General features: G+C 68.6%; 13 protein-coding genes. 6 read left to right on the top strand and 7 right to left on the bottom strand.

Features of this window, described 5'->3' with window-relative positions; genetic code table 11:
* Positions 1-23 precede the first annotated feature (23 nt).
* A complete protein-coding gene (dapD, locus tag EV580_RS25390) occupies positions 24-968 on the top strand; it encodes a 2,3,4,5-tetrahydropyridine-2,6-dicarboxylate N-succinyltransferase (protein WP_133694685.1) in 945 nt (314 codons plus the stop codon).
* Here dapD and EV580_RS25385 read toward each other — a convergent pair.
* Both EV580_RS25385 and EV580_RS25380 read right to left on the bottom strand, forming a co-directional pair.
* Positions 965-1,306 (bottom strand): VOC family protein, encoded by a 342-nt coding sequence (locus EV580_RS25385; RefSeq protein WP_133694683.1) that lies wholly within the window; start codon positions 1,304-1,306, stop codon positions 965-967. The genes dapD and EV580_RS25385 overlap by 4 nt on opposite strands.
* A complete protein-coding gene (locus EV580_RS25380; RefSeq protein WP_133694682.1) occupies positions 1,303-2,703 on the bottom strand; it encodes an acyl-CoA synthetase in 1,401 nt (466 codons plus the stop codon). The genes EV580_RS25385 and EV580_RS25380 overlap by 4 nt, the downstream gene beginning before the upstream one ends.
* Before the next feature lie 29 nt (positions 2,704-2,732).
* On the opposite strand from EV580_RS25380, the gene EV580_RS25375 reads away from it, so the two are divergent.
* From EV580_RS25375 to EV580_RS25365, 3 genes are all read left to right on the top strand, one after another.
* A complete protein-coding gene (locus tag EV580_RS25375; RefSeq protein WP_133694680.1) occupies positions 2,733-3,272 on the top strand; it encodes an NUDIX domain-containing protein in 540 nt (179 codons plus the stop codon).
* A 94-nt stretch (positions 3,273-3,366) separates the two neighbouring features.
* A complete protein-coding gene (locus EV580_RS25370) occupies positions 3,367-3,870 on the top strand; it encodes an Rv2253 family sensor-like surface protein (RefSeq protein WP_208114661.1) in 504 nt (167 codons plus the stop codon).
* Positions 3,871-3,893: 23 nt separating this feature from the next.
* A complete protein-coding gene (locus tag EV580_RS25365) occupies positions 3,894-5,153 on the top strand; it encodes an acyltransferase family protein (protein WP_286171851.1) in 1,260 nt (419 codons plus the stop codon).
* Here the strand turns inward: EV580_RS25365 and EV580_RS25360 are convergent.
* Genes EV580_RS25360 through pruA form a run of 3 tightly spaced genes read right to left on the bottom strand, consistent with a single transcriptional unit; the run spans position 5,125 to position 8,474 of the window.
* Complete coding sequence (locus EV580_RS25360) at positions 5,125-5,874, bottom strand: sulfite exporter TauE/SafE family protein (RefSeq protein WP_166654905.1); 750 nt, start codon at positions 5,872-5,874, stop codon at positions 5,125-5,127. The two genes, EV580_RS25365 and EV580_RS25360, sit on opposite strands and share 29 nt — an antisense overlap.
* A gap of 9 nt (positions 5,875-5,883) precedes the next feature.
* Positions 5,884-6,843, bottom strand: a complete 960-nt coding sequence (locus EV580_RS25355) for a proline dehydrogenase family protein (RefSeq protein ID WP_133694675.1) — start codon at positions 6,841-6,843, stop codon at positions 5,884-5,886.
* Complete coding sequence (gene pruA / locus EV580_RS25350) at positions 6,843-8,474, bottom strand: L-glutamate gamma-semialdehyde dehydrogenase (RefSeq protein ID WP_133694673.1); 1,632 nt, start codon at positions 8,472-8,474, stop codon at positions 6,843-6,845. The genes EV580_RS25355 and pruA overlap by 1 nt, the downstream gene beginning before the upstream one ends.
* An 84-nt stretch (positions 8,475-8,558) precedes the next feature.
* On the opposite strand from pruA, the gene EV580_RS25345 reads away from it, so the two are divergent.
* Both EV580_RS25345 and mspA read left to right on the top strand, forming a co-directional pair.
* A complete protein-coding gene (locus tag EV580_RS25345; protein ID WP_133694671.1) occupies positions 8,559-10,124 on the top strand; it encodes a PucR family transcriptional regulator in 1,566 nt (521 codons plus the stop codon).
* A 184-nt stretch (positions 10,125-10,308) separates the two neighbouring features.
* Positions 10,309-10,947 carry a porin MspA gene (gene mspA / locus EV580_RS25340; protein ID WP_133694669.1) on the top strand — a complete coding sequence of 213 codons (639 nt, stop codon included), beginning with the start codon at positions 10,309-10,311 and terminating at the stop codon, positions 10,945-10,947.
* Positions 10,948-10,990: 43 nt separating this feature from the next.
* On the opposite strand, the gene dapC is transcribed toward mspA, so the two are convergent.
* Positions 10,991-12,097 (bottom strand): succinyldiaminopimelate transaminase, encoded by a 1,107-nt coding sequence (dapC, locus tag EV580_RS25335; protein WP_166654904.1) that lies wholly within the window; start codon positions 12,095-12,097, stop codon positions 10,991-10,993.
* 14 nt (positions 12,098-12,111) lie between these two features.
* The gene (fdxA, locus tag EV580_RS25330) at positions 12,112-12,435 is read right to left on the bottom strand and encodes a ferredoxin (RefSeq protein ID WP_005147036.1); all 324 of its coding nucleotides are present in this window, start codon (positions 12,433-12,435) and stop codon (positions 12,112-12,114) included.
* Positions 12,436-12,458: the final 23 nt, after the last annotated feature.

The raw sequence follows: 12,458 nt of genomic DNA, 5'->3' as shown, positions 1-12,458 counted from the left end.
CCAATGCATTACGGTGGAGCACCGTGACTTCTGCTGCGGGCGTCGGATTGGCCACCATCACCGGGGACGGCACCGTCCTGGACACCTGGTTCCCGGATCCCGAACTGGGCGCCTACAGCCCGTCGGGCAGCACCCGGCTGTCGGCCGACGACGCACCCGAGGATCTGGCCGCTCTGGCCGGCACCGATGCGGCGCGCGGTGTCGAGACCGTCGTCGTACGCACGGTGATCGCCGACCTGTCCGACAAGCCGGCCGATACCTACGACGCCTACCTGCGGCTGCATCTGCTGTCGCACCGGCTGGTCGAGCCGCACGGGTGCAACCTCGACGGCATCTTCGGTGTGCTGACCAACGTGGTGTGGACCAACTTCGGGCCGTGCCAGATCGAGGGCTTCGAAGAGACACGGCTGCGGCTGCGCCGGCGCGGCCACGTCACGGTCTACGGCGTGGACAAGTTCCCGCGGATGGTCGACTACGTGATGCCGACCGGCGTGCGGATCGCCGACGCCGACCGGGTCCGCCTCGGTGCGCACCTCGCTCCTGGCACGACGGTCATGCACGAAGGTTTTGTGAACTTCAACGCCGGCACACTGGGCGCCTCGATGGTGGAGGGCCGCATCTCGGCGGGCGTCGTCGTGGACGACGGCTCCGACGTCGGTGGCGGCGCCTCGATCATGGGCACGCTGTCCGGTGGCGGCACCCAGGTGATCTCGGTGGGCAAGCGCTGCCTGCTGGGCGCCAACGCGGGGCTGGGCATCTCGCTGGGTGACGACTGCATCATCGAAGCCGGTCTGTACGTGACAGCCGGCACCAAGGTCACCACCCCGGACGGCACGACGGTGAAGGCCCGCGAGCTCTCCGGCGCGAACAACCTTCTGTTCCGCCGTAATTCGGTGACCGGAGCGGTCGAGGTCGTCGGTCGCGACGGCAAGGGCATCGCACTCAACGAGGCGCTGCACGCCAACTAGTCAGCGGCGAGGATGCAGAACTCGTTGCCCTCGGGGTCGGCCAGCACGACCCAGCTCTGTTCGCCCTGACCGATGTCGACGAGGCGCGCGCCCAGCGCCAGCACGCGGTCGACCTCGGCCTGCTGATCGTCGGGCGTGAAGTCGAAGTGGATGCGGTTCTTCACCGTCTTGGCATCGGGCACTTCGAGGAACAACCAGTCGGCACCGCTCGGCGAACGCAGCACCACGTCACCGTCCTCGGTCGGCTCCGCCGGCCAGCCCAGCACCGTCGACCACCACGCGGACAGCGCATGGATGTCGTGGGCGTCGATGCAGACCTCGCTGAACCGCAGCGTCACTTCATCAGCTCCTTCTTGACGACCTTGCCCATCGCGTTGCGCGGCAACGACTTGACCAGCCGCACTTCTCGGGGCCGTTTGTGGATCGAAAGTTGCTGCGCCACATAGGCAATCAGGTCTTCCGGGTTGGCATCGCCGACGACGAACGCGACGATGCGCTGCCCGAGATCGGGGTCGGGCAGCCCCACCACCGCGACCTCCTCGACACCGGGATGGCCGAGCAACACGGTCTCGACCTCGCCGGCTCCGACCCGGAAGCCACCGGACTTGATCAGGTCCACCGACTCACGCCCCACGATGCGGTGCATACCCCCGTCGTCGATCACGGCGGCGTCGCCGGTGCGATACCACCCGTCTGGGTCGAACGACTCGGCCGTCGCATCCGGCCGATTCAGATAGCCGTCGAACAGCGTGGGCGTCTTGAGCTGAAGGCTGCCAATGGTTTCCCCGTCGTGCTCGGCAACCGAACCGTCCTCGCGCACCAGCCGGGTCTGCACCCCGGGCAGCGGCAGACCGACCCACCCGGGCCGGCGTTCGCCGTCGGCACGGGTGCTGATGGTGATGAGCGATTCGGTGCTGCCGTACCGCTCGACGGGCGCGTGGCCGGTCAGTTCGGCAAGCCGGTCGAACACCGGAACCGGCAGTGGCGCACTGCCCGACACCAGCAGCCGCGCCGAGGCGAGCGCGGTCGCGGCCTCGGTGTCGGCCACCACCCGCGACCACACCGTCGGGACCGCGAAATACAGACTGCCGCCGGCCGCGGCATAGCCGGCCGGTGTGGGTTTTCCGGTGTGCACGAAGCGATTTCCCACCCGCAGCGAGCCGAGCAACCCGAGGATCAGACCGTGCACGTGGAACAACGGCAGCCCGTGCACGAGGGTGTCGTCGGGGCTCCACTGCCAAGCCTGGACCAGTGCGTCGATATCGGCGGCGATCGCACCGCGGCTGATGAGCACACCCTTGGGCAGCCCGGTGGTACCCGAGGTGTACATCACCATGGCAGTGGCATTCGGTGGCGGTTCGGCGTAGCGATGCCACGAGCGCGCATGCAGCCGGACCGGGATGTGGGGAAGGCCGCCGAGATCGGCGGGCTGCTCCCCCAGCCAGGCCTGGGCACCGGAATCGGACAGGATGTGCGCCCGTTCGGCAACACCGACGTCGGCGGGCACCGGCACGAACGGCACCCCGGCGATCAGGCAGCCGGTGACCGCGAGCACCGTCGTGGCGGTGGGAGTGGCCAGCACGGCGACCCGGCCGGCACCGCCGACCCGCTCGGCCACCGAGGTGGCAGCACCGACGAGATCGCTACGGGACAGCACCGCGCCGTCGATGCGCACGGCGTCGCCGATATCGGCTCCGGCGGCGACGGCGGCCGGATTCAGGGAGGCCAGCAACACGCCAGCGACGCTACCCCGATACTGGCCTGGTGAAGCCCATCACCCAGGTCTCGTCGCGCGAGGTCTACCGGAACAAGTGGATGACCGTGCGCGAGGACGCGATTCGCCGGCCGGACGGATCGGCCGGCATCTACGGCGTCGTCGACAGGCCCGAGTACGCCGTGGTCATCGCCGTGGACGACGACCGGGTGGCTCTCGTGGAGCAGTACCGCTATCCGTTGGGCGCCCGCCGCTGGGAGTTCCCGATGGGGACGGTCCCGGCTGGCGTCGATGTCGAACCGGCCGAGCTCGCGGCCCTCGAGCTGCGCGAGGAGACCGGCCTGACCGCCGGTTCGCTGCAGGTCCTGGGCCGTCTCGACCTCGCGGCTGGCCTGAGCAGTCAGCGGGGCTGGGTGTTCCTGGCCACCGATATCACCGAGGGCGAGCCGGACCGCGAGCACGAGGAGCAGGACATGCACTTCGAATGGTTCGAGCGCAGCCGGTTCGAGGACATGATCCGCTCCGGCGAGATCACCGACGCCCAGTCGATCGCCGCGTACGGCCAGCTGCTGCTCAGCGGCCGTTTTTGAATCGTGACCGACGCGCCGTGGGACAGAAGTGACAGATGAGGTTATTTGACGGCTAGGCTCATAATTCGCACTGATCGCGACCCTTCGAGGAGTCATGAGCCGCCACAGTTGGGGTGCCACCCTGGTGGTCACGGCGACGATCTGCGCCGCGGGACAGCTGTCCCCCGCCTCGGCGCACGGTCAGCCGCTGGCCTGGAACGGGCGGTATCAGATGGTCACCTACGCCTCGCAGAAGGCGGGTACCAGTCCGGCGACCCATCAGAAGGAAAACGACTTCGGCGCCGTGTTCACCCTGGCGACCGCCTGCTCGGGCGGTATCTGCGTGGCCACCGTCGTGGACGGCCCCGCCCCCGGTAACCCGACCATCCCGCAGCCGACCCGCTACACCTGGAACGGGTCGGAGTGGGCCACCACCTACGACTGGGTGTGGGACTGCTTCCTCGGCGAGGGTTATCAGAAGCAGTGGAGCCCGGCCACCTCGTGGGCGTTCTACTCACCCCAGCCCGACGGATCCCTGCGCGGGACCTGGCACACCGACATCGCGTCCGGCCCCTGCCGCGGCAGTGTGGTCATGCCGGTCGCCGCCGTCCCCGCCTGATGCAGCCGGCCCGCAATCACTCGATGGACCTCTATCGGGTGGTCGCGTTGCTGTTCGTCGTCGTGGGCCATTGGGTGGCCGCGGCGCTGACCTATTCCGACGGGGCGTTCTGGCGCGACAACCCGCTGGTCGACCTGCCCTGGACGCAATGGCTGACCTGGATCTTCCAGGTGGTGCCGGTGTTCTTCGTGGTCGCCGGATACGCCAGCGCGGTGTCGTGGGCGCACCGCAGTGGCGAGGAGACCCGGCAGGAGTGGTTGCGCCGCAGGCTGATTCGACCCATCGGGCCGACGGCGGTCTACGTGGTGTTCGCGGTGCTGGTCGTGACGGCGCTGCTCGTCGTGGGGGTTGCGGGCTCGGAGCTGGACTTCGGCGCCTGGGCGGTGGCCATGCACCTGTGGTTCCTGGGCATCTACGTCCTGGTGGTCGCGCTGACGCCGGTCGCGGTGGCCGCGCACCGCCGCTGGGGTCTTTGGGTGCCGGTGGTCATGACCGTGGTGATCGCCGCGGTCGACGTGGCCACCATCGGTGCGCACGTGCCATACGTGGGCTGGCTGAACTATCTGTTGGTGTGGGGGTTGCTATACCAGCTCGGAATCGCCTGGCACGACGGCAAACTGCGCGGCTGGGTGCCCGTCGCGCTCGCTGCCTGCTCGGCGATCGTGCTGGTGCTTCTCGTGACCGTGGGGCCCTATCCGGTGAGCATGATCGGCGTCCCCGGCGCGGTGGTGGACAACACCGGGCCACCCAACCTGGCACTGCTTGCGCTCGGCTGCGTCGAGGCCGGAATCGCGCTGGCCGCCGCCCCTGCTGTCAATGGTCTGCTGAAATCGGCTCGTGCCCAACGTATTCTGGTCATCGCCAACGACAACGTGATGGCACTCTATCTCTGGCACATGGTGCCGGTGGTGATCGTGGCGCTGGCCGGTTATCCGACCGGGCTGCTGCCGCAACCGACGCTCGGCACGTCGGCTTGGTGGTGGTTCCGGCTGGAGTGGGTGGCGATCCTGGCGGTGGTGGCGGCCATCGAGCTGGTGTTCCTGTGGTGGGGACGCCGGCTGTTCTCCGCGCCGCTGCCGACCGTCGCGGTCCCCATCCCGCCGCGGCTTGGCGAAGTTCTGCTGTTCGCGGGCACTCTCGCGATCGCGGTCACGATGTCGGTGTTCGCCGCGCTGGGCTTCGCGCCACACGGGCGGTTTCCCGTCACGACGACCGTCGGCTTCGCCGTCGGCATCGTGTTGGTGGCGCTGGCCCCTATCGGTACGCGTCAAAGCCGAGCTTGACCGCCAGCGCCAGACCGGCGACCCCGATGAGGATGCGCAGTGGGGTCGCCGGTGCGTGCCGCACGACGACGGGGCCCAGCCGAGATCCGATCAGGCAGCCCGCGCCCAGCGGGATCACGGCCAACCAATGCACCGGCGCAAGAAAGGCGAACAGCACCGCCGCCACCGTATTGGCCAGCCCGAGCAGGATGTTCTTGGCGGCGTTGGCGTGCGCCAGGCTGTCCGCTCCGGCGTTGAGCAGCAGCGCCAGGAACAGCACCCCGGCCGCCGCTCCGAAATAGCCGCCGTAGAGGGCGATTCCGAACATCGCCGCCATCTCGGCCACCAGCACCGCCCGGCGCCGACGGCCCGGATGGGGTGTGCCCAGCGGCGCGACGATCGCCAGCGAGGCCGCCGCCAGCAGCACCGGAACCACCTTCTCGAACGCGTCCGCCGGGGTGGTCAACAGCAGCACGGCGCCGATGGCGCCACCGGCGACGGTCACCGGTGCGGCGCGGGTGATGAAGCGTCCCTGCCCGGCCAATTCAGGTCGCGATCCCCAGGCCGAGCCGATGCCGTTGAACACCAGTGCCACGGTGTTGGTGACGTTGGCCGTGACCGGCGGTAGGCCGATCGCCAGCAGTGCCGGATAGGTCGCCACCGAGGCCAGGCCCGCGATACTGCCGGTCAATCCGCCGAGCACACCGGCGATCAGCAGGATGGCTGCGTCCAGTGCGCTCAGAGTTTCTCCCTACCGGTGTGTCAGTGCTCGTAAGAAGAACATCAGGTTGGCCGGGCGTTCGGCAAGTCGGCGGATGAAATATCCGTACCACTGTGTGCCGAACGGCACGTACACCCGCATGTGATTGCCCTCGCCCGCCAGCCGTCGCTGCTCGACGTCCCGAATGCCATAGAGCATCTGGTATTCGAAACCGTCGGTGTCGCGCCCGAATTCGCGAGCCATCTCACCCGCGGCCGCGATCACGGCCGGGTCGTGCGAGGCAACCATCGGATAGCCGTTGCCGGCCATCAGTATCCGCAGGCAGCGCAGATAGGAGTCGGTCACCTCACCCGCATCGCGGAAGGCCACCGACCCCGGCTCGTCGTAGGCACCCTTGCACAAGCGGATCCGTGCACCCGACGTCGCGAACTCGGCACAGTCGGCTTCAGTGCGTTTCAGATAGGCCTGCAAAACCGTTCCCACCCAAGGGAACTCGACACGCAGGTCCCGCACGATCGACAGCGTGGAATCGGTGGTGGTGTGATCCTCGGCGTCGATCGTGACCCACGCGCCGACCTGTTGGGCCCGTTGGCAGATGGTGTGCGCGTTCTCGAACGCGATCTTGTCACCGTCTTTTGCCAGCGCCTGACCGAGCGCCGACAGCTTCAGCGACACCTCCAGCGCACGCACCGTCGCCTCCCGATACTCACAGCGCGCTCCGAGCGCGTCGAGCAGTTGCAGGTAGGCCTTGACGGTGGCCTCGGCCGCGTCGACGTCCGTGACGTCCTCCCCGAGATAATCGATGCTGACCAGCCGCCCCGAGTCGCGCAGCGCGGCGACCGCGTCCAGCACGTCGTCCTTCGTCTCACCGGGCACGAAGCGGCCGACGACATCGCGGGCCACGGGCATACGTTCGGCGCTGTGGCGCAAGCGATCTGAGCGGCTGGCCGCAATGATCACCGGTCGCGCGACGCGGCTGAAGACGCTCATCACTGCACCTCCATGTGTGGGTAGGTGTGGTTGGTGGGCGGGACGAACGTCTCCTTGACCGAGCGTGCCGACGTCCAGCGCAGCAGGTTCAGTGGCGAACCGGCTTTGTCGTTCGTTCCCGAGGCGCGCGACCCGCCGAACGGCTGCTGCCCGACGACGGCACCGGTCGGCTTGTCGTTGACGTAGAAGTTGCCCGCGGCGAAGCGCAGACACTCGGCCGCGGTCTGTACGGCCGTCCGGTCCTGGGCGATCACCGCACCGGTGAGTGCGTATTTGGACCCATGGTCGACGACATCGAGGACGTCGTCGAACTCGTCGTCGGGGTAGACGTGCACCGCCAGGATCGGGCCGAAGTACTCCGTGGAAAACGCTTCGTCGGACGGATCGTCGGACAGCAGCACGGTCGGGCGCACGAAATAGCCTTCGCTGTCATCACATTCACCACCGACGGCGATCGTGACACCGGGCGCGCTCTTCGCCCGCTCGATCGCCCGGGAGTTCTTGGCGAATGCGCGGGCATCGATGACCGCCCCGCCGTAGTTCGACAGATCGCTGACATCGCCATAGGCCAGTGCGGCAGTGGCGCCCAGGAAGTCGTCGCCCATGGCCTGCCACACCGAGCGCGGAATGAACGCCCGCGAGGCGGCCGAGCACTTCTGCCCCTGGTAGTCGAATGCGCCGCGAATCAGCGCCGTGCGCAACACATCCGGGTCCGCCGAGCTGTGCGCGACCACGAAGTCCTTGCCACCGGTCTCCCCCACCAGTCGCGGATAGGCGTCGTAGTCGGCGATGCGGGTGCCCACCTCGCGCCACAGGTGCTGGAAGGTGGCGGTGGACCCGGTGAAGTGGATACCTGACAGCCGGCGGTCGGCCAGCACGACATCGGAGACCGCATACCCGTCGCCGGTGACCAGGTTGATCACGCCGGGCGGCAGGCCGGCCGCCTCGAGCAGTTGCATCGTCAGGTAGGCCGAGAAGGTCTGGGTGATCGACGGCTTCCACACCACGGTGTTGCCCATCAGTGCCGGCGCGGTCGGCAGGTTGCCGGCGATGGCGGTGAAGTTGAACGGCGTGACGGCGTAGACGAAGCCGTCCAGCGGGCGGTAGTCGGTGCGGTTCCACACGCCGGGACTGCTGATCGGCTGCTGACCCAGGATCTGCCGGGCGAAGGCGACGTTGAAGCGCCAGAAGTCGACCAGTTCGCAGGGGGCGTCGATCTCGGCCTGGTAAGCGGTCTTGGACTGACCCAGCATGGTGGCCGCGGCGATCTTCTCCCGCCACGGCCCGGCCAGCAGGTCGGCGGCCCGCAGGAACACCGCGGCACGCTCGTCGAACGGGGTGGCGGCCCACTCGTGCTTGGCGGCCATCGCGGCATCGACCGCGGCCGCGGCGTCGGCGGTGGTCGCGTTGGACAGGGTGCCCAACCGAGCACGGTGCCGGTGCGGCTGTACGACGTCGATGCGCTCACCGTCGCCGAGGTGGTGGCGGCCGCCGATGACGTGTGGCAGGTCGATCGGGTTGGTGGACAGATCGTGCAGGGCCGCGATGAGGCGGGCCCGCTCGGCGGAATGAGGCGCGAAATCGTGAACCGGCTCGTTGGCGGGCACGGGAACTTCGGTGCGGGCGTCCATGCGATTCAGGATCGCGCCCGGCACGCCTCAATCTGTTGGCTTATCGGACAAGCATTGAGCGGGCTGCTAGTAGAATCCGACAACATGAGCGAGGCCGGCATCGGACTGGGCCAGTTGGTGTTGGCCCTGGATGCGACGCTGGTCCGGCTGGTCGAGGCGCCGCGAGGGCTGGACCGCCCGGTGCGCTCGGCCGCCCTGATCGACGGCGACGATGTGCGGCTGGGCTTATCGGTCAGCGTCGGCTCGGCGGATGTGTTCTTTCTGCTCGGCATCTCCGACGCCGACACCATCCGCTGGCTGGACCGGCAGATCACGGCGCACGGTCCGCCGGCCGCAATCTTCGCCAAGGAGCCCTCCGACACCGTCGTCGCCCGGGCGACCGCCGCGGGCACAGCCGTCGTCGCCGTCGACCCCAACGCTCGGTGGGAGCGGTTGTATCGCCTGGTCAACCACGTCTTCGAGCACCGGCGGACCGGCTCGGTCACCGATTCGGGCACCGACCTGTTCGCCTTGGCGCAGTCGATCGCCGACCGCACCCGCGGCATGGTCAGCATCGAGGACGCGCAATCTCATGTGCTGGCGTACTCGGCGTCCAATGACGAAGCCGACGAGCTGCGGCGGTCGTCGATCCTGGGCCGCGCCGGCCCGCCCGAACACCTGCGCTGGATCGCCCAGTGGGGAATCTTCGACCGGCTGCGTGCCGGACCCGACGTCATCGCGGTCGACGAGCGACCCGAGCTGGGACTGCGGCCTCGGCTGGCGATCGGCATCCATCGTCAGGGCTCCCCCGGCTTCGACGGCACCATCTGGGTGCAGCAGGGCACCCGGCCGTTGGCCGACGACGCCGAGGAGGTGCTGCGCGGCGCGGCCGTGCTGGCCGCCCGGATCATGGCCCGGCTGGCCGCGCGACCGTCCGCGCACCTGCTGGCTGTGCAGCAGCTGCTCGGGCTCGCCGACACCGACGGGGCGGACCTGACCACCCTGGCGCGCGAACTCGGCGTCCCCCTCCACGGGCGCGCGGCGGTGATCGGCTTCGTCGCCGGTGAACCGCACCCTCGGATGGCCGACGTTCTGGCATTGAGCGCCAGCGCTTTTCGACCCGACGCGCAGGTGGCCGCCAACGCCAATGGGTCGCGGGTGTACGTGGTGCTGCCCGACTCCGGGCGCACCGCCGCGGTCGTGTCCTGGATCCGCGGCACGATCAGCGCGCTGCGCACCGAGCTCGGCCTGGACTTACGCGCGGTGATCGCGGCGCCGATCGCCGGGCTGGCCGAGGTCGCCGGCGCGCGCCGCGATATCGACCGCGTCTTCGACAGCGCCGCCCGCCACCCGGTGTTCGGTCAGGTGACCACCCTGGCCGAGGCCCGCACGACGGTGCTGCTCGACGAGATCGTCACGCTGGTGGCGGCCGACCCCCGGCTGGTCGATCCGCGAGTGCGCCGTTTGCGCGAGGCCGAACCGGTGCTGGCCGAAACATTAGAGATTTACCTCGACAGCTTCGGCGACGTCGCGGCTGCCGCAGCGGCGCTGCATGTGCATCCCAACACGGTCCGGTATCGCGTGCGTCGCCTTGAGCAGGTACTTTCAACCTCACTGGCCGATCCCGATGTCCGCCTTCTGCTGGCGTTGGGCCTCCGCGCGACGGCTTGATCGGCGCCGTCAAGTAGCCGCGCCGCATTCGCCGAGAAAAATTATTAGAACTCTGGTAACAATGTTGCATCTGTTGCCGATGAGGCTTTTGTCATGACTGGGTGTGAGCCCCGTCACGACGCACCAAAACCTCGGTGAAAGGGCCCTCCGATCACCGTCGAACCACAAGCACCAAGGGGTCAGCATGAAACATCTGGGTCGAGTGCTGGTGGCGATGATCGCCGCCTTCGCCGCACTCTTCGTCGGGACCGGCACGTCACACGCAGGTTTGGACAATGAACTGAGTCTGGTTGACGGCGGTGGCCGCACGATGACGATTCAGCAGTGGGACACCTTCCTCAACGGCGTGTTCCCCCTGGACCGCAACCGGCTGACGCGTGAGTGGTTCCACTCCGGCAAGGCTGTCTACAGCGTGGTCGGCCCCGGTGCCGACGAGTTCGCGGGCACCTTGGAGCTGGGCTACCAGGTCGGCTTCCCGTGGTCACTGGGTGTGGGCATCAACTTCAGCTACACCACCCCCAACATCCTGCTCGACGACGCGAACATCTCCCCCACGGGCTTCAACCCGCTGGGCTCGGTGATCACCCCGAACCTGTTCCCGGGTGTCTCGATCAGCGCTGACCTGGGCAACGGCCCCGGCATCCAGGAAGTCGCCACCTTCTCGGTGGACGTCTCGGGCCCCAACGGCTCGGTCGCAGTGGCCAACGCCCACGGCACCGTCACCGGCGCGGCCGGCGGCGTGCTCCTGCGCCCCTTCGCCCGCCTGATCTCCAAGGCCGGTGACAGCGTCACCACCTACGGCGAACCCTGGAACATGAACTGACGAAAAGCGTCTGACCCCGCTTTGGGTGGGGCAGTTGGGCTTCCTAGCCCAGCCGCTCCACCGCGGCGGCGATTCGTTCGTCCGATGCGGTCAGAGCCACCCGAACGTGCTGGGAACCCCGGGCTCCGTAGAACTCCCCGGGAGCGACGAGAATGCCACGTTCGGCCAGCCAGGACACCGTCGTCCGGCACGGCTCACCGCGAGTAGCCCATAAGTACAGTCCCGCCTCGGAGTCGTCGACGGTGAAATCCGCCGACCTCATCGCGGCAAGCAGGACATCGCGGCGGCGCGCGTAGCGCTGCCGCTGCTCGAGTTCATGGGCGTCGTCGTCGAGCGCGGCCACCATGGCCGCCTGCACCGGCGTCGGCACCATCATTCCGGCGTGTTTGCGCACCGCCAGCAGTTCGGCGACCACATCGTCGTCGCCGGCGACGAAGCCCGCGCGATACCCCGCCAGCGATGACGTCTTCGACAGCGAGTGCACCGCCAGCAGCCCGGTATGGTCACCGCCGCTGACCGACGGATGCAGTACCGAGGTCGCCTCTGCCTCCCACGCCAAGCCCAGGTAGCACTCGTCGGACACCACCAGCGTGCCGCGCTCGCGGGCCCACTCGACGACCTTGCGCAGGTGGTCGCGGCCCAGCACCTTGCCGGTCGGGTTGCTCGGGGAGTTGATGAACACCACCGCGGGCGACTCGGGGCCCAGCTGGGTCACCGAATCGGCGGCGATCACCCGCGAGCCGGCCAGCCGCGCACCCACGTCGTAGGTCGGATAGGCCAGCTCGGGCACCACGACCACGTCGTCGGCGCCCAACCCCAACAGGGTCGGCAGCCACGCGATGAGCTCTTTGGTGCCGATGACCGGCAGCACCGCGTGCTCGGCCAGCCCGGTGATGCCATAGCGCCGCTGCAGCGCGGCCACCGCCGACGCACGCAGCGCCGGAGTGCCCGCGGTGGTCGGATAGCCCGGCGCGGAACTGGCCGCGGCGAGCGCCTCGCGGATCACCGGGGCCACCTCGTCCACCGGGGTGCCCACCGACAGATCGACGATGCCGCCGGGATGCGCCCGCGCGGTCGCCGTCACCTCAGCGAGGGTGTCCCACGGGAAGACAGGCAGCGCCGCCGAGACGGGGCGCCGCCGCGCACGCAGCGGGATCGGAGGCGTCAGTCCTCTTCCTTGGGCGGCAGATCCTTGACCGACTGCGGGTCGTTGTCGGTCTGCCCGACCTTCGAGGCACCGCCCGGCGAGCCGAGCTCGGCGAAGAAATCGGCGTTGATCTGGGTGTAGCCCGACCACTGATCCGGGACATCGTCCTCGTAGTAGATCGCCTCGACGGGGCAGACCGGCTCACAGGCACCGCAGTCGACGCACTCGTCGGGGTGGATGAACAACATGCGTGCGCCCTCGTAGATGCAGTCGACCGGGCACTCCTCAATACATGCCTTGTCCTTGATGTCGACGCAGGGTTCGGCGATCACGTACGTCACTGAGGTTCTCCTCGGTCTGTCTG

It is taken from the genome of Mycobacterium sp. BK086, from assembly GCA_004362315.1.
Classification (GTDB): Bacteria; Actinomycetota; Actinomycetes; order Mycobacteriales; family Mycobacteriaceae; genus Mycobacterium.
Note: the sequence above shows the minus strand (reverse complement) of the source record. Positions and strands in the feature narration are given on the sequence as shown.